Source organism: Pseudogracilibacillus auburnensis (genome assembly GCF_003201975.1).
In the GTDB taxonomy this organism is placed as follows: Bacteria; Bacillota; Bacilli; order Bacillales; family Amphibacillaceae; genus Pseudogracilibacillus; species Pseudogracilibacillus auburnensis.
This window is the reverse complement of the sequence record NZ_QJJQ01000013.1, coordinates 58,231-79,682: the sequence shown is the minus strand read 5'-3', so window position 1 is coordinate 79,682 and position 21,452 is coordinate 58,231. Positions and strand designations below refer to the sequence as shown.

The window sequence follows — 21,452 nt, the reverse complement described above, 5'->3', positions numbered from 1 at the left end:
TCGCTGTTAAAAAATGGCGATAAGCCATGTTCTCTAACATTAAAGGGGGCTAAAGGTTTATGGTAGAAGCCAAAAAACCATTCGAAAAAAAATATTTATCCCATCCAGAATATTATAATAATCGTGAATTAAGCTGGCTGGCTTTTAATGAACGAGTGCTTGAGGAAGTATCGGACTCGCAAAACCCTTTGCTTGAAAAGATGAAGTTTATTAGCATTTTCAGTTCAAATTTAGATGAGTTTTTCATGGTGCGTGTTGCTGGATTAAAGGATCAAGTGAAATCGGGTTTTAATAATCCCGAAAACAAAGCTGGATTAACGCCAAGACAACAGCTAGATGCAATTGGTGAAAAGACCCAACAACTTGTGAAAAAGCAGTACGAACAATGGAATGACCTCATTTTGTCAAATTTAGTGACCGAAAATATTCATTTAAAACAGATGGATGAACTATCAAATAAACAGCTGCATTACTTGACAGACTACTTTGATAATGAAGTTCATCCTGTTTTGACACCACTGGCGGTCGATGCATACCGACCGTTTCCAATGGTATTGAATAAAAGTTTGAACTTAGCTGTTCTGCTAGAGAAGCACGAACAAGAACACCATGAGAAAATGGACCGGATGGCATTCGTGCAAGTGCCATCTGTCTTGGAACGTGTTATTACTATTCCTGCTGAAGAAGAAAGTTATGAATATGTATTACTTGAGAATGTCATAGAGTTTTTCGCTGAGCGCTTGTTTAGAGGATATAAAATAAAAGCTACATGCCTGTTTCGGATTACACGAAATGCAGATTTAACCATCCATGAAGAAGGGGCACGAGACTTTCTATCAGAAATTGAAAAAGAATTAAAAAAGCGTAAATGGGGAGGAGTTGTTCGTTTAGAAGTCCGTGGTGAACATGTCCATAAGAAAATTTTGAATTATTTAGCGGCCGAACTCGATATAGAACAAGGTGAAGTATATGCTGTTAACGGACCCATCGACTTTACATTTTTGTTTTCATTCGTCAACACATTGCAAGATTTCCGAGAAAAATTGATTCATGAAACGATCATACCACAACGTCCGCTTGATTTACGTGCGAATGAAGATATATTTGAAAAAGCGTTACAACAAGATTTACTATTCCATCATCCGTATGAATCATTTGAGCCGATTGTTGAATTTATTTCACGAGCAGCGGTCGATCCTGCCGTGCTTGCGATTAAACAGACGTTATACCGTGTGAGTGGAGAGTCGCCAATTATAAAAGCGCTTGAGAGAGCTGCTGAAAATGGGAAGCAAGTAACTGTATTAGTTGAACTGAAAGCACGGTTTGATGAGGAACAAAATGTCCACTGGGCAAAAGCGTTAGAAAAAGCAGGTTGTCATGTCATTTACGGAATTCACAACTTGAAAACACATAGCAAAATAACGTTAGTCGTGCGAAAACGCAATGGAAAAATCGAACGCTTTGTCCATCTAGGTACAGGTAATTATAATGATCAAACAGCTAAATTATATACCGACTTCGGCTTCATTACTTCCAGGAAAAAATTCGGTGTTGATGCGTCAAACTTCTTCAACTATTTGAGTGGTTATACGGAAAAGCCAGAGTACCACCATCTTTCCGTTTCACCGTATGAAATTCAATCGAAGTTTATTGAGCTAATTGATGCGGAAATTGAATCGCATAACTTACATGGTAACGGTCATATTATTTTGAAAATGAATTCCTTTACGGATAAAAGACTCATCATGAAAATGTACGAAGCTTCTTGTGCTGGAGTAAAAATTGATTGTATTGTTCGGGGAATTTGTTGTTTACGTCCAAGTATTCCAGGTGTGAGTGAAAACATCCATGTCATTAGTATTGTAGGGCGTTTTTTGGAACATAGTCGCATTTATTATTTTCATAATAATGGAGATGAAAGAGTATTTTTATCCTCAGCTGATATGATGACGCGAAATATGGTTCGCCGTGTAGAAATCTTATTCCCAATTTATCATGGAATGTTGCAAGAGCGTCTCATACACTTTTTAAAATTACAGTTAAGTGATAATGTGAAAGCACGCTACCAAGATCAAGAAGGGCACTATCATTACGTCGAGAAAAATCCAATGGGTCGGATTATTGATAGTCAGCTCGAGTGTTTACAAAATGCCCATCCTCTACGGTCACGTATGGATGAACTATTACAGAGTTTAGAAGAAGTTGCAGCAGATTTAGAAGAGGAAGAGCTAGAAAAGGAACAAGAATCCTAAGTAGAGAAGACCCTCCTATATATTGTTAGCATATTATCAGTAAGGGCATATAGAATTCGATGGGCATATTGTATTCGGGATCTATGAGTCACTCCTAGAGGCTACTTCATACAAGACTGTACCATGGAAAAGCACGGTACAGTTTTTCTTATTTCTACTATTTCTTAGAGTTCATTAGCACTGAAAGATTTCCGTAATAGCGGCATTAATGCTATTCTTTCTACGCTTATACTACGTTGGATTTATAATAGATCTTCATTTTTTTGATAGGAACGTTTTATTGATATGGTATGGTGTTTTATTTATTCAGGGAATGATGATAAAGTAATGGCAGATTAAAAACATTTTCTTGAGCGGATGGTGAGTGTTATGTGGAGGAGGCTATTGATAAGTATTAGTTGTATTTTACTTTTTCCAGGCTGTGCTTTAGATAACCATGATACTAAAATGGAACAAGCTAAAGGAGAGATCGATATGAATGAACAATTGTTGGAAGCGGTTGAACATGGAGATACGGACATAATTAGTAGCTTAATGAAAGAAGGTGTCGATATTAATACGCAAGATTCAGAGGGAAGGACAGCCGCTATGATTGCCACGTATCATAACGATGTGGAGTCAATGAAAATGTTAATTGACGCAGGGGCCGACGTGAACATTCAAGATGATATGGAAAATAATCCATTCTTGTATGCGGGTGCTGAGGGTTTTCTCGATATTTTAAAGCTAACAATTGAAGCTGGAGCCGATCCGACAATAACAAATCGATATGGTGGTACTGCCTTAATTCCTGCCGCAGAACATGGATATGTTGATGTTGTTGAGGAGCTTCTTACGAATACGGATATTGACGTCAATCATGTCAATAATCTTGGTTGGACGGCCTTACTAGAGGCAATTATTTTAAATAATGGTGATGAAAAGCAACAGCAAACCGTACAATTGTTAATTGATCATGGGGCAGATGTCCATATAGCAGATAACGGTAATGTAACTCCTTTACAACATGCACATGAAAAAGGATTTAAAGAAATTGAACAAATCCTTTTAGAAGCGGGGGCAGAGTAATCTAGGTTGCCCAGAAAGCCAATAGGAAGAGCATGAAAAACAGCATAGATGATTCTACTTCCAAGCTGAAAATCAACCAAAAAAGTGACAGACTGCGGGATTAGCATTAACCAAAAACCCCGAAGCATACGCGAGGTCGGTGACAATCGTCACGTCCTGAGCCTTCACTTCGTTCGTCCCGCCGTAAAGGTTTGTGACGTCATTGATACTGACCCGTCCTCTGTATCGGTGGCTGAGGCAGAGCCTTTGGAAAGAGAGCGTTTTCGGGTGATTTTTGTCTTTTAGGACAGCCCCTTTTTTATTGAACAAACTAGTAATACATGATATTGGAAAGTTATTAGAGAAAACGTGGCTACATAGCGGCTGATAAAAAACGCCAAAACGATGTTAAAAGACAGCGATCTATTTTCTTTTGAAAAAAGGCATCTAGTAATATGGAAGATTACTTAGATGCCTTTTTTGATTTAATTTGATACACACAACGATTGTCGCCTTTTATAATATGTTCGCCTCTTGTGACTTCAACGCCATCTCCGAGGACGTGTTGAAACATCTCCAATTCCTTCTTACAAATGTTTGTGCATGCCCTTGCTGCCTCACAAATTGGGCAATGCTTTTCTACCAAATAAAAGGAACCAGCAGGATCTTCTATAACATTTGCCATAAAGCCTTCATCCGTCCGTAATTCCGCAAGGGCGATTAATTGTTCATTCAACGGTAGGCTCGCTGGAGCTTTGTTTAAGTAATCTTGAATTTGTTTACGGTTACGAACCTCAAGTAGTCTCTCCAAGCCTTCATCCCCGAACGCTTCTTTCATGGATTCAATCAAGCTGACAGTTAGATCAGCATATCCATCCGGAAATAACCGGTTTGCTTCAGGGGTAAGCGTCCACATCTTCGCGGGTCGCCCCATTGTCCTCGGCTCTTCCGTATAGGTGACTAACCTTTCTTCTTGAAGCTCATATAAATGTTGCCTGATTGCCATTGCGGTAACATCAAGCAGGGTCGATAATTGATGAGCATCCATTGATTCATTCTCTTTGAGCAATTTTACAATGGCTCTTCTAGTTTTTTTATTGCTTTCCTTTTCACGAGAATTTATTTTTTTCATTCCACTCACCTTCAGTATTACTCCTAAATAGATTATAAAGAAAAATGTTGACAAAGTCAAAATAGTAGTATATCTTGTTGTTTGTATAGTTTTTTCTTTATAAAGAATTATCTTTACAAAGTATCCAGATGGGGTTTTATATATACATATGTACGATAGAATCTGAGAACCATCGTTTAGTGTTTTATGATTGTTCTGTGTTGAAAAGCAGTTTATCTTTTCATATTGCAAATTTCGAAATATTCTGTGTGATAGAGAAATTGACACCCTCTTACCATAGTAGATCGGCAATTCATTCAGAAAGCCCTGCGGTGGTAAGAGCGATAGGAAAGAATCACCAATATTTAAAAAGTTGAGTAGATATTTATCATCAATTGAATGTTGCTAAAAAACATTAGAAATGCAGTGAAAATGCTTTTAAAACGGGTGAAGGATTTGATTATCCTGTAGCCTTAAAATGCCAATAGGCTATTACATGATGGAAGGTGAACAGAATGTCTCATTCAGAAAGCATTTTTGGCTCACGTTATTTAGCATTAACGATCGGTATCATTTTGGCAGCAATGACGATCGGATTTGAAGGATTAGCTGTAACGACAGTGGCACCAGTCATTGCCGGTGATTTGCAAGGACTTCATCTCTTTGGTTGGATATTCAGTGCTTATTTACTTGCACAGATTATTGGTACTTTAGTGATAGGGCGTGAAATTGACAGGAGAGGGCCTGCTTTGCTTTTCACTGCTGCTATTATCATTTTTACAATCGGTTTAGTCGTAGCTGCTATTGCGAACGATATGTATGTATTAATTGGCTCCCGTGCTGTACAAGGATTCGGTGCCGGTGCCATGTTTACTTGTATTTATACAGCAATATCAATAAGCTATCCAGATGAGTTACGTCCTAAAATTTTAGGGGCTCTCGGCACAGCCTATGTTTTGCCATCGATGCTCGGCCCTTACGTAGCTGGTGTTATCGCACAACAGTTGTCATGGAGATTCGTTTTTTGGGGGGTTCTTCCTTTTCTGTTTCTAGCAGTATTACTAAGCTTACCTGCTTTCCGGAAATTGAAAATGCCAAGCTTCCAAGAAAGGAATGAGACGGGAGTCATTGGGTTGTCTGTTTTGCTAGCGATTGGTACTGGGCTTTTCTTGAGCGGCCTTGGTATGCTTCCTAAAATAGTAGGAATGGTGCTTTTATTCGTCGGCTTGGCTCTTATGGTACACCCACTTCGAAAGCTGCTACCAAAAGGCACGTTCACATTTCGTGCAGGGCTACCATCTCTTATAGCTTCACGTGGCTTGTTTTTCGCTGCGTACGTCTTTACCCAGAACTTTCTTGTGCTTGCACTGACAGATACGAAAGGAGTGACTGCTGATAGGGCGGGGCTCATTGTGGCAAGTGCCGCGCTTAGCTGGTGTATCATTGCTATTTTGCAGGCTCGTTGGGATGCAGCAGACAAAGGGCGTGGGCGACAAAAGCGGATCATCACCGGTATCCTGCTAATGATCACTGGTATCGCAATCATGGCTTGGATTCCTGCGGTTAATATTGTGATGGCAGTACTTGGTGAAGTCATTACGGGGATTGGGATCGGTTTAGCACATACGACGAGTGGTACTGTTGCTTTCGCTCTTGCGAAAGAGGGAGAATCTGGACAGGTTTCAGGAAGCTTGCAATTTGCCGACTCGTTTACACCTGGGGTAGCAATCGGAATTGGAGGTGCTATCATTGCAATGAGTCAGACGGGAGGAATGTCATTGGAAATGGGCATTACGATCGCTATGGTATTCAACCTTTCCTTGATAGTACTTAGCCTATTTGCCAGTACGCGAACTAAACAAGCCTAATCGGTTTCACGCTAATATGTACATATTGACTAGTTAATAAAAATTCGTTTTAAGAGATTTATAGAAATTTAAAGATAGGAGATGGAATGATGAATGATCGATTATTTCGAGATGCAATGGGGAAGTTTGCAACAGGAATTACCGTTGTAACAGGCAATTTTGGAGAAAAAATTCATGGGATGACAGTCAATGCTTTTATGTCAGTTTCTCTTCAACCCAAGCTAATTGCTATTTCAATAGATGAGAAAGCATCCATGTATAATAAGCTACAAAAGCTAGAACGGTTTGGAGTAAGTATTTTAAATGAAAATCAAAAAGAACTATCCATGATTTATGCGGGTCAACAAGAAAAAATTAGCGAGAGTGCATATGACTACTTAGATGGTGCTCCAGTTATTAAGAATGCTCTTGCCAATTTATCTTGCCAAGTTTGTAATGAAGTGAAAGCTGGCGATCATATCATCTATATAGCAAAAGTCTGGGATTTGAAAGTGATGGAAGGAGACCCGATTCTTTATTTTGGGAGTAAATATCGTTCCTTAAAAAACCTCGATACAGACAATGAATAATGCATTTTATCTGATATCTGCCCCCATTCGTTATTGAGGCATGGATAATGTATGATAGCGTAAAGCATTCCGATAAAACATCGGAATGCTTTTATGTGCGCACTCTTTGAGTTGAAGTCCTGAAATAGTGGAGCAATAGTAGCTGTTAGCTTAAGATACGGTGGTGGGGATTGGGTTTAGTGAATCATGCAAGATATTCCCAATTTAATTCATAATCCCCAACTTTCCAATAACAATTCGATTGCACTTTCTAATTCGTCTTCTGGGATTCCAGCAAAGCCTAGAATCATTTTTGGGGAGGAATCGAACTTTTTTTCCAATGAATAAGAGGAAAGCGGGTGAATTTTAATTTCTGCTTTCAATGCTCTTTGAATAAGTTCTTGCTCTTCCATCCCATTTTTTACGGTCAAGACGATGTGAAGTCCAGAATGTTCACCGATTACGTCGACTTTTTCTTTATATGGCTTTAACACGTTTAGTGTTTTTTCCAATTTTCGCCGGTAAATTTTTCGCATTCTATTTAGATGTCGTTCAAAATCGCCTTCTTTCATGAATTGCGATAAGATGTGCTGATCGATCCTTGATACCGAACAATGGTAATAGGACAATTCCTTTTCTCTATATTTCTTTAATAAATGTTTTGGCAATACCATGTAACTAATCCGGAGTGAGGGGATTAAAGATTTGGAGAAGCTCCCCAAATAAACTACTTTCTCACTATGATCCATGCTTTGTAGGGAAGGAATGGACTTTCCACTATAACGGAATTCGCTATCATAATCGTCTTCAATAATATAGCGATCATTCCTACCAGCAGCCCAGTTCAATAACTTAATGCGGCGGTTAACAGAAAGCACTGATCCATATGGAAAATGTTGTGAGGGCGTGACATAAACAGTGTCAATGTTTGCTTGTTCAATGGATGATACTTTAACACCTTCGTCATCTACTTCTAGTGGGTGTACTTTATTTTGATAACTTTTTAAAATGTGTAATATAACGTGATAACCTGGATTCTCCACGCCGTAGATCGTGTTTCTATGAAGTAATAGGATAAGTTGTTGCATAAGAATGTCGCTTCCCGCACCAATGATAATTTGTTCAGCTGTGCATTTCACACCACGTGCGTGATATAAATAATGGACAATTTGCTGTCGTAATTCCAATTCTCCTTGTTTATCCCCTAATAGAAGTAAAGAGTGGTGAGCTTGATCAATCGTGTCTCTCGCATATTTACGCCATTTTGTAAAAGGGAAGTTCTCTGTATCAATCCGGCTTGGATGAAAATAGTATTTCAATTCCTTTTTTTCGGTTGTTTCTTCATTCGCTGATTTAGTTGTTGTTTGTACATATTCCAAATCTTCATATGCTAAGACGAAATAACCTTTACGTGGTATTCCTTCAATATATCCTTCCGCCGTTAATTGATCGTAGGCAGTTTCTACCGTATTTTGACTAATCTTAAGAAATTCAGAAAGCTTGCGTTTGGACGGAAGCTTGGAACCATATTCTAGGCGACCTTCCGTAATTTCCTTTTTTATAAAACCGTATAACTGCTCATACAGCGGAACGTCGTTTGAACGGTTTAAATGACAAGATAACATATCCATTTGTTCCATCTTCCTTCCTGTTTTTATCCTCATATGAGAAAGTGTTTCACCTCAAGGTCAAAAATCTAGTTTTATTTCTATCTGGCATCATCATATTTATTAAAACTGACTCTTTCATTGGGATCACTTACTTCCTATAATAAAAAATAATCATAGAAAACGCAAATTTGAATGGAGTGGAATAAATGGGAAATCAACGTAATTTTATCGAAATCACTAAAGGCGGCGTCATTATGGACGTTATAAATGCAGAGCAAGCGAAAGTAGCGGAGGCTTCAGGCGCAGTTGCTGTTATGGCGTTAGAAAGAGTACCATCTGATATTCGGGCAGCTGGTGGCGTAGCGAGAATGGCTGACCCTCGAATTGTTGAGGAGGTTATACAAGCTGTATCGATTCCCGTCATGGCTAAGGTGCGTATCGGCCATATTTCAGAGGCGAGAGTTCTTGAAGCAATGAATGTTGATTATATTGATGAGAGTGAAGTATTAACTCCGGCAGATGAAGAATTCCATCTTCTAAAGAGTGACTACAATGTACCGTTTGTTTGTGGTTGCCGTGATTTAGGAGAAGCTGCCCGTCGAATTGGGGAAGGTGCTTCGATGTTACGTACAAAAGGAGAACCTGGAACAGGGAATATCGTTGAGGCTGTTCGTCATCTTCGGAAAGTGAATGCACAAGTGCGAAAGGTTACTGGAATGAATGATGATGAATTAATGACAGAAGCAAAGAACCTTGGTGCATCTTTTGAACTTCTTAAACAAATTAAAGAAGAGGGCAGACTCCCTGTCGTTAACTTTGCTGCAGGTGGTGTAGCAACTCCAGCCGATGCAGCATTAATGATGGAATTAGGAGCAGACGGAGTATTTGTCGGATCTGGTATCTTTAAATCAGAAAATCCGGAGAAATTTGCGAAAGCTATTGTTAAAGCAACAACAAATTACAAAAATTATGAATTAATTGGTGAATTATCTAAAGAGCTTGGTGCTGCAATGAAAGGAATTGAAATTTCTTCATTAAGTGCCGAAGATAGAATGCAAGACCGTGGATGGTAACTTGATCGATAAAAAAGATGATCTCTGTTTAGAGATCATCTTTTCATATAAAATAAATAAGGTCTACTGAATAAACAGAAATCCCATCTAAATCAATAGTTTGTACTCGCTTTTCTCGATATAAAGTGCAAAGGATTTGACTGGTTTACCAAAAAACCTTTGCACATGTAATGATAATCTAGTTGTCTGGAGCGAAAAGTGACTGACTCCAGTGGGAAAAGCAAATGGTCTTCGATGGGACGAGCATTTAGCGGAGTCCCACGAGTCTGAAGACCCCGCAGGAAGTGGTTTTCTTCCGAGGAGGCTGAAGCCGGGCCCACGGAAAGCATGTCACATTTCGCGGAAGACAACGGCAGGATGAAAGTAATAGTTGTTCAGCAGATCCTACTTAACCGAGAATAACCGTGATTTAGAGAGAGAGGCAAATGTAAGTTCCAAGATTGCAAAAAGCTGTTATTTTGCTACATCGGTTTGCGGTTTCCAAAGTATGGTTAAGACAATACCAATTAATAAAAAGATTGCCGCAAAATAAAAAGGATAATCTAAATCAACATCAAATAAAAATCCACCAACAATCGGGCCTAAAACATTACCAAAACTAGTAAACATGGAGTTCATTCCACTAACATACCCTTGCTCATTTTTCGCTACTTTAGATAAATACGATGTCACAGCTGGTCTCATTAAATCGAACCCGACAAAGACAAAAATAGTAACAAATAAAATGGCAAAATAGGAATGGACGACAGTAATAAGAAAAACGAATACGGTGGCGAAAATAAAGCAATAACAAATTAATTTTATTTCTCCAAAAAGTTTTGTTAAACGATCAAATAACACCACTTGAGCGATGGCACCGACAATCGCTCCCCCCGTGATGACAATCGCGATATCTTTCGGAGTGAAACCAAATTTATGATCGACGAAAAGGCTAAATATCGCATCAAAAGCGGCTAATCCAAAAGATGAAATTAAGATAATTAAGAAGGCGGTAAAATATAATGGATTTAAAACACGTTTCAGTCCTGTTATTTTATCTTTAATATGTCCATCTTGATTTCTTTCTGGTTCACGAAGCGTCAAAAGGGATAAGATTGCTGCGATAAAAGCAAAGACAGCAGCAACAAAAAATGGCACGCGAGTACCTAGTTCAGCTAAAAATCCTCCAATTCCAGGGCCAATAATAAATCCTGTACTGATGGCTGCTGACATATAGCCAAGTCCCTTTGATCGTGTCTCCATCGTTGTAATATCAGCAATGAAAGCTGTTACTGCAGGCATAATAAGAGCTGCACTAACGCCACCAAGCAAACGGGAAATAAATAAAACTTCTAATACCTTACCGAGTCCAAATAGCAATTCAGACAGGCTGAAGAGAAATAACCCAATCACGATCATTTTCTTCCGTCCAAAAGTGTCTACCCATTGACCTGCAATTGGAGAAACAAGCAATTGTGTTACCGCAAAAGCTGCAACTAAATATCCTACCATGGCTCCTGTTAAATGTAGTTCATTCATGATGGTAGGTAATACGGGAATGACTAGCCCGATTCCTAAAAATGCAATAAATAAATTCATTAATAAGATACTTAAAGCAATATTGAATTTTTTCATTTTTTTTACCTCTTATTCCTCTGTCTAAATTCTATTATGGACTTCTTTGTTCATATTATTTTATAACGATAAAAGGAGAAATTCACCAATATTGTTTTCAACAACTTGATAAATTTCCCTTTAATTTAAAATTTCTTATTTTTAGAAAACTTACATATCTACGTATTCATGGCAGCATGACGACAAATAACAATTACTGTAATAGTATACGATGGTTGGAGTATTTTTACAAATTTAAGTTCTTGGCATTTTCGATACTTTTATTAGCGCTCAAAAAATACCCGTTATTTTTAATTCTCTTTGTCCCGAATTTAATCTCTCCACCGGGACTCTTTCCTTCACGTAAATGGCTTGATGCAACACGAGTAAGTATCGCACCCTATAGTCAAATAACAGCAGGCTATTTATGCTTTTAAGTTCGCTAGACAAAATTGTATGGAACGTTTTACGTAAAGCGAACCTAAGAATAAAAGGAAGGAAACTACGAAAGGCATGAGGGTACATATATTATGTTATTGTGTTATGGTTAGAATATAGTGAAAAAGTATGTGTGATGATCATTTTATCTACCCTTTTTAAAAAAGCGGAACATATTTTTAAGGTGATTTCTCAATCACCGCAGTCCTGTAAGATAATAGCGGTGAAAAATGAACTGCATTTTATCCAGACTTGCTTAAACTATTATCCAGCTTAAATTAGTCTGATTAGAGCAATGATAAATAAGCAGTTTAGAATTGATAAAAAAGGAGATACAATGGATGAATAATCTCTTTTTAGTTTTGTGTATAATTTAAGAGTTTCAGCTAAAGGCTAAGCATACCTTTGAGTTAAGTATAATTTCTCTTCAATTAATGAGTTTTACTAAATAGAAATTAAAAAGTAGTTAATCACTGGAAAATGAAAAGAGATGCTAACAGGTATTTTATCAATAATTAGTGAGGGTTTAATATCGATATTAAATATGAAATAGGTGATTCTATGACAGAAAAGAAAGAAATGGGCTGGAACTTTGATAATAGTTATGCTCATCTGCCCGAGACATTCTATACCCTAACGAATCCAACACCTGTACAGGGACCAAAACTAGTTAAATTCAATACGGAATTGGCGGCATCATTTGGATTATGTGCGGAATCACTACGAAGTGACGCGGGTGCAGCAATTTTTGCTGGTAATGAGATTCCCAAAGGAGCGTTGCCACTTGCACAAGCTTATGCCGGACATCAATTTGGGCATTTTACGATGTTGGGTGATGGACGGGCGATTCTTTTAGGTGAACAGATAACGCCACAAGATGAACGATTTGATATTCAGCTTAAGGGAGCAGGGAGAACACCGTATTCACGTGGAGGTGATGGACGTGCTGCTCTTGGCCCGATGCTACGGGAGTATATCATGAGTGAAGCTATGCATGCTTTACGGATTCCAACGACTCGAAGCCTAGCAGTAGTGACAACTGGGGAGCCAATTTATCGTGAAGAGGAACTGGAGGGTGCGATACTTACTCGTGTTGCATCAAGCCATTTACGTGTAGGTACATTTCAATATGCAACGGTTTATGGAACTGTGGATGAAATTCAGGCGCTTGCAAATTATACGATCGAACGTCATTTTCCAGAAATAGAAAGTGCTAGTAATCCGTACCTTTCATTACTTCAAGAAGTAATCAAAAAGCAAGCGAAATTAATCGCCAAATGGCAGCTTGTAGGTTTTATCCATGGGGTGATGAATACAGATAACATGACAATTAATGGAGAAACGATTGATTATGGTCCATGTGCATTTATGGATTCGTATGATCCGGCGACTGTATTTAGTTCCATTGATCATGGAGGGCGCTATGCATATGGCAATCAGCCAGTTATTGCGAATTGGAATCTTACTCGGTTTGCAGAAACTTTGTTGCAATTATTGCATAATGACGAAGATCAGGCTATAAAACTGGCAGAAAAGGAACTGAAAGCATTTCCTAGTCTGTTTTATACACATTGGACGAATGGAATGAGGGAAAAGCTTGGACTTTTTCAAGAAGAACCCGAGGATAAAGCACTTATTGACGACTTACTAAATGCGATGAAAAAATATAAAGCGGATTATACGAATACGTTTCTGGCACTTACTTTTGATGAACTGGATGGTATGGTGTTGTTCGCATCGAAGGAATTTAAAGATTGGCATAAGCGGTGGATGTTAAGATTAGAAACGCAGGAGGAGCCCATGGAATCGGCTAAAAAAAGAATGCGGAATAGCAATCCTGCAGTTATCCCAAGAAACCACCGTGTGGAAGAGGCGTTGGAAGCGGTAGTAGAAAAGAACGATTATCGTCCGATGGATCAGCTTTTACAGATGCTTGAGCATCCTTATGAACATACTAAGGATCAAACCGAATATGCTAAAACTCCAGTACCAACAGGTTCTTATCGGACGTATTGCGGAACTTAAATAAAGGAGAGGCGAGCATGTATCATTTTAATCATGCTCGTTTTTTCTATTTGAAAGCGAGTCTTAAAGTGCACGATTATTTCTACAGAATGAACAACCAGCAACCATTGAGAAAATTCAGCGCGACCGTCGGAGGATTCAGTGTGCACGACGCGAAATTCGGCGCGATCGTCGGAAATTCAGCGCGACCGTCGAAGGATTCAGCGCACACCGCGAAAGATTCAGCGCGAACCACGTGAGATTCAGCGCACACCACGAAAAATTCAGCACTCCAAAAATGCAGGGGCACCTACCTACCAATGTTCTAGCGTATATAAGCATTCTCCATTTTTTCTTGCAAAAATGATGCACATACCCCATCGTTCCAATATGCATTAGGGTAAGTTCAAATCCAATTTCACATTCCACTTTCGTTATCCGCTTCATTTAATTTTTTCATTCACTAGCATTATTTTCTTTTTTCCTCTTTTACAACTAGTATCTCCACATTTTCGGCATATTCATTTCGGATTACTTTTCGTGCTCCAATTGGTGATCTAGCGGTGACAGGTATTGTTTCTGTCATACCATTCCTTTTCATTTCCACTAGAAAACATTTTGAACCACATCTCATGCATACACCTTCTTTCTTTATTTTTCAACACCTATTACCTTATCTTATTCTATCATCATAAAAATTGCTATAATGAGAGAGTATGTAAAAGTGACAACCGAAAATGGACAGCAAGAGATAAGGGAGTTGGACTCAAATGAACAAAAAAGATATAGCAGCAATTCGCAGGCAATTTAAACTTGACAATGATTTATTGAAAATAAACGATATTTTTAATGTGTATATACCAAAGGAAAGTAGCGATATTTATCACCAGGAGAGCCAGCCGTTTGCAATGCTGGATCGTGAGCAACAAGAATTGTTTATGACAAACTTCAAAAAGGTGTTGACAGGTAAATTAGATGTTAAGTTATTTGAAGTGAAATTTAAGCGTGACACAGAAGAAAATAGTCAACTTATTCTTCATGAAAGTCTGAAAACGAAAGATGTAGAAGAATGGAAGGCACATATGCTACGTATCGTTGAAAAAATGGTTAATGACGATGTCCAATACGAGAAAGATATGGTAGTCACGTTTATTCGTGGTGAATATTTTAATTCGACAAAACGATTTAGTGAGGAATCGGAAATAAACGATCGAGATGAAGTATATACAAATCCTTTTATTCTTTGTAGTCTTAATCGGACAGAAGAGCCAAAGAAATCACTTGTATTTGACTATATTGAGAGAGAATTTAGATCGAATATCATGGTCGACCCTATAATTAATTTAACATCTCCAGTAGGTGGATTTTTGTTCCCGAGCATTACCGATGATGCAGCAGATGTAAATCGTGTTCTTTATGCGACAGGCAAAGCGAATCAACCGGATTTTCATTTTATCGAAAATGTGTTGAGCGGAGAAGATATTATTACTGCACAAGAAGATAAGGCTGTTTTTGAAGAGATTGTAAAGGATGTAGTAGGAGACGAAGTAGATACACATACACTTGCCAATGTATATGAAGAAATAAACCGTATGATTGATGAGGAAGAAGAAGAGGAAGAAAGCCCTACATTGAACTATAGAGAGGTAGAGCGTGTATTAAAGGTAAGCGGTGTAGAAGACGTTGAGACAGAAAAAGTGGAAGAAGCATTCCAAAAAATCATTGATGATGAGAAGTATGAACTAAAAGCAAGTAACATCGTCCCAAATTATACAGCAAAGTCAATAAAAATCGAGACGCCAGTTGCAAAAGTCTCTATAAGCCCTGAAGGTTTAAAGTATATAAAACGGGTGAACTACAATGGTAAACGCTGCCTATTGATCGAGGTGGAAGAAGATACGATGATAGAAGGATTTAAATTAATTCCACAGGCAGAGTTAAGGTAGTGGATGATTACAAGGGGTAAACATATTTCCTTAATAATAGATGGCTGTAGCTACATGAAGGAGTTCCGGAAGAACGTAGAAAATATACGCCAAGCCAATTCCTGGATACAAAAAGTCGATATTCTACGCTAAGAGAATTGACTTAAATGTTATCTTAGAGTGATCGTAAGTCCAACTGTTTTAAATTGAATTAATACTCTACTAGAAAATCAATATTATTTTCAGCTTATCATTCATAACAGATGATAAGATTTTTTTCTTGCGATACGTTTTAAAACCTATATTAATAGTGTTTAAGGTCATTTTATTTATAAATGAATCAAGTCTCAAAAACGAATGTTTTTGAGACTAATGATTTGGACTATATGTTTTTTTCGCCGGTTTTGCAATCAAATAAATAGCTGTTAAGGTAAAACCAATCCCTACAATATGGGGGAAGGAAATTTCTTCACCTAAAATAAGTACAGAGAGAATGACACTGCTCATTGGTAAAACACCTGTTAATACTCCAGCTGTACTTGCAGGAACCTTTGAAACACCTTGGTACATGAGAATAAAAGCAATGACAGTTACAACGATACCGAAATAAAATATTAATCCCCACTCTGTAATGGATACTTCTTCAAACTTAAACTGATTACCCTCATAGAGGGCAAAGGGTAAAAATAATACAGCCCCAAAAACACTGACAATCGTCGAAATAGCAAGAGGACTAACTCGTTGTGCAACAAACTTCCCAAATATAATAAACAAAGCTTCACTAATAACGGCACCGAAGATAAGTAAATTCCCAAATAAAGGGGACGATCCACGTTCAACGGATGAAAAAGATCCGTAAAAATTGATTGTTAATGTCCCTAAAACTGCTAGCAAAATTCCCATGATTACATTCTTTGTTAATTTTTCCTTAAGGAACAGGAAGGCAAGTCCCCCTGTGACTGCTGGAATGGTACTTGTAATAATTCCGCCTTCAATGGCTGTGGTTCTTGTCAGTCCATATAACATAAAAATATTAAACAAAAATACACCAGATAATGTTTGTAAAAATAGGATTAATACATCTCCCTTTCTAATAGAAGGGAACCCTTCAAATTTTATCAATAATGGAACTAAAATAATGCTTGCGAGAAGGAATCTTAGTTCAGATGCTAAGAACACGGGAAAACTTTGAACGATTAGTTTACCTGCTACAACCGAACTTCCCACAATAGTCATGGCCAAAATGATTTTCAAACTTGGGACTAAATGTTCGTTCAATAGGATTTACTTCTCTCTGCTAAGGATGGATTGATTATATCTGTTACGACACTATATAGATTTTCCGGATATTCAGCTATTCGATGACATAAATACAAATACCACTCTTTTCCGTAAGTCAAATATACTTTACAGTTGTACTCTTTCCTTTTTAAATTCCTTAACAAATCTGGACGGACTCCGTAGAGCATTTCCATTTCTACGTGGGGCTGATTTAAGTATTGACGGTGTTCCATTTCTTGAATAAGCATCTCATCATGTGTGGCTATGGATACTGAGTGATCAGCTTCTATTAATTGTTGTACAAGTTTAAGATAACGGTTATTTAATTCCTTTGATCTAGACATAGCAATATCGACAGGTTCTTGATAAGCGCCTTTGACAACTCGTATCTTCCCAGGATAATGAATGAGTTCCTGAATATCATTGTAAGATCGATATAAGTGAGCCTGTATAGTGACTCCTACATTAGGATACTGCTCCGTTGTTTTTTTATAGATATCAAGAATATCACTTGTTTTCGATGATTCTTCCATACTTATCATAAGTGTAATCCCGTACAGATTTGCTTTCTTGGCCATCTCCAGTAATTGAATATAAGCTGTTTCTGAATTCACAGCTAACCCAATATGGGATAAATCAAGCGAGATAGTTTGCTTCATAGACAGAGAACCCATTTCTTCAATAAGATTCAAAAACTCATTTTTTGCTTTTCGACATTCTTCTAAATCGGTAGTATTTTCCCCTATATATTCTAGTGAAATAAAATAACCTCTTGAGATTAGTTCTTTTGCTGTTACAATACCATCTTTTTTATGTTCTCCAGTGACAAATCGTTGGGCAGCTTGCAATAATAAGGGATAGAGTTCATTGGATTTTTGAATATAAGATTTGATATGTTCATTACGTGCAATCGATTTAAGTGCTTGGCTTACTTGGACTTCCGGATTAATCATCACCATACATCTCCTTTTTACTATTTGAATCAACTTTATCATGCTAAAATGGTTTGTATTAGTACCACTTATTATAATTTTTCATGGTACCACTTTTATTTAATGAGGAAGATGTAACTATGCTTTGGATACCTATTGACCGTTCGTTGGATATACCTTTAATTAGACAAGTTTATCAACTAATCCGAGAACGAATTTTAAATGGCAACTTACAATCAGGAGAGAAACTACCATCGACACGTGCACTATCTACTGAATTAAAAGTGTCGAGAAATGTGATTTTAGAAGCTTATGATCAATTATTGGCTGAAGGCTTTGTCGTTTCACGAATGGGTTCAGGGACATTTGTTGCTGAAGGGACTTTTTTAGAACAACAAAAAAAAATACCTTCATTCCATTCTTTGAATTGGGGTGAAGATAAAAATAAAGAAAATGATATGATCAGCTTTCGTTCAGGAATACCTGCATTGGATTTATTTCCACGCAAAACATGGGCAAAATTATCGTATACTATATGGAATGATATTGCATCTTCTACGTTTGGATATGATATTCCTGAAGGACGTCCAGAATTAAGGCAGGTTTTATCACGCTATTTACTAAAAACAAGGGGTGTTGATTGTCATCCAGAGCAAATTGTCATAACTTCTGGAGCAACCCAAGCCCTAACACTTGTTTCTAAATTGCTTTTATCTCCGGATGATTTAGTCATAATGGAAGATCCGATAACGAATGATATTCAAACCATTTTTAAAACTACGGACTCTATCCTTTACCCTATACCTGTTGATGAATATGGAATGAAGACATCTTTGCTACCAGTAAATAAAAATCCAAAGCTTGTTTTTATTACTCCTTCTCATCAGTTTCCTTTAGGAGGAACGTTACCGATTCAACGACGGATTCAGTTGATTAACTACTCAAGAAAAACCAATTGTTATCTTGTCGAAGATGATTATGACAGTGAGTTTCGATATGAAGGTCCACCCGTAAGTTCATTACAAGGATTGGATCCAGAACATGTTTTGTACATTGGTTCATTTAGTAAAATTTTATCACCAGCTCTAAGAATGGGATATTTAATTCTACCTTCACATCTTATTGAAAAATGTCGGAAGCTAAAATGGTTTTCTGATCTGCATACCCCTTCTTTAGATCAGCTTATCCTTGCCCGTTTTATAGGTGAAGGTTATTTGGAACGACATATTACGAAGATGAAAAAGATTTATAAAGACCGAAGAAACTTTCTTATTCATTGTTTAGAAATAACATTTTCGAATAAGGTTAACATTTTTGGTTATTCAACAGGCTTACACCTAATTGTTGAATTAAGTGAATTCCATTTTTCAAAAGAATTACTAGAATGGATCGAACAGTTTGGTGTTAAAGTATATCCTGTAGAAGATCATACGATTGAAAAAGAAAAATATACTAATCGAATTATTTTAGGTTTTGGGCATCTAAAAAAGGAAGAAATAAAAAAAGGGGTAATTAGACTACATAAAGCAATAGATAATTTTAAATTGAAAAATTAAAGGCCGATTTCGTCCATTGCCTTGCGAAAGGGGAAATCGGCCTTTAAAGGTTTTTCTATAGGCTTATGAAGCGAACAAGGCTGGAAAATAAACCACCCTATGAATATCATTTAATATTAATTAACTCAAAATCCTGTTCTTTTGTTAAATAATTATTGAAAAAATCCACATCGATTCCTGTTAATCGATGAAGGAAATCAGTCTCCACCATCCAATCATTATCAATCATATTACGGATATCAATGATGCCTTTTTTAGCAACTAAATCGAAAATGGACTTCACTTTTTCTGGTTTTTGAATATGTATTGTTTCATCCAGGGGCTCCCTTTTTAAATACCCTTTTCGGTGAAGAGCCGCATAAAAGTTACGATGATTCTTCGCATCCAATAGCCTCAAGTTAGCTGCTCGATACCCTAAAACTTGTAATGACGTTTTCCATTTCTTTTTCAAATCAATATATGCCTCAGGATTTGTTTTACGAACAATCGAACGCATATCTGTTAAAAAGGGCTCTTCAGGAAGAAGAAATGCTCCAGCAAATTGATTAGCTTCATTTTCCAATGCTTTATATTCTTTTCGGTCTAAACTAGTGAATTCTACTCGATAGTGAAGTAATAAGTGACCTAGTTCATGTGCAATATCAAAATTTCGCCGAACGGCCGATCGTTTCAAATTCCCTAAAATAATAAAAGGGCGATCTTGTTTGGTCCATAAGCTGTAAGCATCAATATCTTCTTCAATTGCCTTTTCAAAAATAAATACACCACTTTTTTCTATTAAAAACATAAGATCATCATTAGAGTCATGGTCAAACCCTAGCTTATGGCGTGCAAGCTTAGCTACTTTCTTTATTTGTGTTTCTCTATCTTCACCAGCAGTATTTACGTAATCAATTACTTCATTTCTTAGATGGATAATCTTTTGCGTAGGATAAACGACATTAGTTGTTACATAATTAACGAAGCTGTCTAAAAACTCGATATGCTTGGCCTCTGATTGGGTTTTAGATATGATCTTCATTACTTTAGAGCGATAAGCAATATTCATGACTGGAATATTTCCTGTTTTTACATACCGATCAAGCACATCCTTGTTATAAAAATACTTGCTTTTCACTTGGAAAATAGACTTTAAATGATTAACAATCTGCATCTTTGGTGAGGTATAATTATTTTCGTATTGCCAGACGGCTTGTTCTGTTACACCTATTATGTCAGAGAGCTGTTTTCGTGAATAACCATGCATGATACGAAGATTCGTTAAATTTTCACCTATAAACATAATGCTCCTCTTTCTAAAAAAATATTTTATTTCATTTCTTTCTCTTCAAAGATTCCGATATCAAATTCGACAGGATCGATCAAATCTTTTTCAGGTGCAGGAGCAATAATTTCTCTTTCTTCATCGGTTAATTCCGCACCAGAAATATACTTTGATAGATTTTCTACCCTATATGCAATATTATTATCTGGATTAGGCAGATAATGCATAATGTTAGATATTTGATAAGCGTCATCAATTTTATAGGTAAGAATATGGAACTCATTGTATAACGATTTGAATTGTTTCAATTCATCTTTTACTTGTTCCTCCGTTACAAAAAAAGATAATTGTTGAGTATATTCGCTGTCATTTCTTTTGTTTGAATCGACAGCTGAAAATTCTAGTCTTTGATTAATTTTCGATAGTTCATGAAGGTATGTTTTACGATAATCTTTGTCCTTAAACTTCCCAGGTAAAACAGCCTGCGAAAAACAGTTTTCGTTAAAATAGTCAGCATTTTTAATTAGAAAGATCCTTTTTTGTTCACCATGGATAAATTGTAGTTAATTCCACGTTAAACCTGCTTTTGCTAATTTGTAAGAAAAATTTAGATCAACACAATTCTCAGCCAATCTACTTTCAATAAAATTTCCTTTCGTCCATGCAAATGCAGAACTAATTTTCATTGCTTTAAAACGATCTTTTCGGTGTTCTATGTAGTCTCTGTAACCTTCAACAATAGCATCAACAATGATTTTACTATGGTTCACATCAAATTTGTATTGGTCCACACATATCACTCCTACTGAAAATTAATCTTACCTTTATTCTAAAACAAGCTGGTAAGAAAATAAATGATTTTCCCTTATTTTATTAAAGTTAATATAAATATATTTATTTTATTTATAGTTTTGGTTGAATAAATAATTAATGAAAGAAATGTAAAATAG

General features: G+C 36.9%; 16 protein-coding genes and 1 pseudogene. 9 read left to right on the top strand and 8 right to left on the bottom strand.

What is annotated here, in order from left to right; translation table 11 throughout:
• Nucleotides 1–59: 59 nt before the first annotated feature.
• Together DFR56_RS16275 and DFR56_RS16270 are read left to right on the top strand one after the other, a co-directional pair.
• Nucleotides 60–2,252: an RNA degradosome polyphosphate kinase gene (locus DFR56_RS16275; protein ID WP_110396509.1), complete on the top strand. Its 2,193-nt coding sequence runs from the start codon at nucleotides 60–62 to the stop codon at nucleotides 2,250–2,252.
• A gap of 369 nt (nucleotides 2,253–2,621) precedes the next feature.
• Nucleotides 2,622–3,320 (top strand): ankyrin repeat domain-containing protein, encoded by a 699-nt coding sequence (locus DFR56_RS16270; RefSeq protein WP_110396508.1) that lies wholly within the window; start codon nucleotides 2,622–2,624, stop codon nucleotides 3,318–3,320.
• Between the two features lie 442 nt (nucleotides 3,321–3,762).
• On the opposite strand, the gene DFR56_RS16265 is transcribed toward DFR56_RS16270, so the two are convergent.
• Complete coding sequence (locus DFR56_RS16265) at nucleotides 3,763–4,431, bottom strand: helix-turn-helix transcriptional regulator (RefSeq protein ID WP_110396589.1); 669 nt, start codon at nucleotides 4,429–4,431, stop codon at nucleotides 3,763–3,765.
• 494 nt (nucleotides 4,432–4,925) lie between these two features.
• Between DFR56_RS16265 and DFR56_RS16260 the strand changes: the two genes are divergently transcribed.
• Entirely contained in the window at nucleotides 4,926–6,278 is a 1,353-nt protein-coding gene (locus DFR56_RS16260) for an MFS transporter (protein ID WP_110396507.1), read from the top strand.
• A gap of 89 nt (nucleotides 6,279–6,367) precedes the next feature.
• The gene (locus tag DFR56_RS16255) at nucleotides 6,368–6,847 is read left to right on the top strand and encodes a flavin reductase family protein (protein WP_110396506.1); all 480 of its coding nucleotides are present in this window, start codon (nucleotides 6,368–6,370) and stop codon (nucleotides 6,845–6,847) included.
• Between the two features lie 209 nt (nucleotides 6,848–7,056).
• Here the strand turns inward: DFR56_RS16255 and pdxR (DFR56_RS16250) are convergent, their stop codons facing one another.
• On the bottom strand, nucleotides 7,057–8,457 hold the full coding sequence (gene pdxR / locus DFR56_RS16250) for a MocR-like pyridoxine biosynthesis transcription factor PdxR (protein WP_110396588.1): 1,401 nt from the start codon (nucleotides 8,455–8,457) through the stop codon (nucleotides 7,057–7,059).
• 185 nt (nucleotides 8,458–8,642) lie between these two features.
• Between pdxR (DFR56_RS16250) and pdxS the strand changes: the two genes are divergently transcribed.
• Entirely contained in the window at nucleotides 8,643–9,509 is an 867-nt protein-coding gene (gene pdxS / locus DFR56_RS16245; protein WP_110396505.1) for a pyridoxal 5'-phosphate synthase lyase subunit PdxS, read from the top strand.
• 453 nt (nucleotides 9,510–9,962) lie between these two features.
• On the opposite strand, the gene DFR56_RS16240 is transcribed toward pdxS, so the two are convergent.
• Complete coding sequence (locus DFR56_RS16240) at nucleotides 9,963–11,123, bottom strand: MFS transporter (protein ID WP_110396504.1); 1,161 nt, start codon at nucleotides 11,121–11,123, stop codon at nucleotides 9,963–9,965.
• Between the two features lie 978 nt (nucleotides 11,124–12,101).
• Between DFR56_RS16240 and DFR56_RS16235 the strand changes: the two genes are divergently transcribed.
• The gene (locus DFR56_RS16235) at nucleotides 12,102–13,565 is read left to right on the top strand and encodes a protein adenylyltransferase SelO (RefSeq protein ID WP_110396503.1); all 1,464 of its coding nucleotides are present in this window, start codon (nucleotides 12,102–12,104) and stop codon (nucleotides 13,563–13,565) included.
• Nucleotides 13,566–13,582: 17 nt separating this feature from the next.
• On the top strand, nucleotides 13,583–13,804 hold the full coding sequence (locus tag DFR56_RS16230; RefSeq protein ID WP_110396502.1) for a hypothetical protein: 222 nt from the start codon (nucleotides 13,583–13,585) through the stop codon (nucleotides 13,802–13,804).
• 209 nt (nucleotides 13,805–14,013) lie between these two features.
• Here the strand turns inward: DFR56_RS16230 and DFR56_RS23320 are convergent, their stop codons facing one another.
• A complete protein-coding gene (locus tag DFR56_RS23320; RefSeq protein WP_207520106.1) occupies nucleotides 14,014–14,178 on the bottom strand; it encodes a hypothetical protein in 165 nt (54 codons plus the stop codon).
• Nucleotides 14,179–14,314: 136 nt separating this feature from the next.
• Between DFR56_RS23320 and DFR56_RS16225 the strand changes: the two genes are divergently transcribed.
• A complete protein-coding gene (locus DFR56_RS16225) occupies nucleotides 14,315–15,490 on the top strand; it encodes a DUF4317 domain-containing protein (protein WP_110396501.1) in 1,176 nt (391 codons plus the stop codon).
• 348 nt (nucleotides 15,491–15,838) lie between these two features.
• On the opposite strand, the gene DFR56_RS16220 is transcribed toward DFR56_RS16225, so the two are convergent.
• Together DFR56_RS16220 and DFR56_RS16215 are read right to left on the bottom strand one after the other, a co-directional pair.
• Nucleotides 15,839–16,747 (bottom strand): DMT family transporter, encoded by a 909-nt coding sequence (locus tag DFR56_RS16220; RefSeq protein ID WP_110396500.1) that lies wholly within the window; start codon nucleotides 16,745–16,747, stop codon nucleotides 15,839–15,841.
• On the bottom strand, nucleotides 16,744–17,703 hold the full coding sequence (locus DFR56_RS16215) for a proline dehydrogenase family protein (protein ID WP_110396499.1): 960 nt from the start codon (nucleotides 17,701–17,703) through the stop codon (nucleotides 16,744–16,746). The genes DFR56_RS16220 and DFR56_RS16215 overlap by 4 nt, the downstream gene beginning before the upstream one ends.
• Before the next feature lie 119 nt (nucleotides 17,704–17,822).
• On the opposite strand from DFR56_RS16215, the gene pdxR (DFR56_RS16210) reads away from it, so the two are divergent.
• Nucleotides 17,823–19,238 carry a MocR-like pyridoxine biosynthesis transcription factor PdxR gene (pdxR, locus tag DFR56_RS16210; RefSeq protein ID WP_110396498.1) on the top strand — a complete coding sequence of 472 codons (1,416 nt, stop codon included), beginning with the start codon at nucleotides 17,823–17,825 and terminating at the stop codon, nucleotides 19,236–19,238.
• 106 nt (nucleotides 19,239–19,344) lie between these two features.
• On the opposite strand, the gene DFR56_RS16205 is transcribed toward pdxR (DFR56_RS16210), so the two are convergent.
• Both DFR56_RS16205 and DFR56_RS24095 read right to left on the bottom strand, forming a co-directional pair.
• Nucleotides 19,345–20,520: a spr1629 family repressor/antitoxin gene (locus DFR56_RS16205; protein WP_110396497.1), complete on the bottom strand. Its 1,176-nt coding sequence runs from the start codon at nucleotides 20,518–20,520 to the stop codon at nucleotides 19,345–19,347.
• Nucleotides 20,521–20,546: 26 nt separating this feature from the next.
• Nucleotides 20,547–21,293, bottom strand: a pseudogene (locus DFR56_RS24095) (spr1630 family ClpXP-sensitive toxin).
• Nucleotides 21,294–21,452 lie beyond the last annotated feature (159 nt).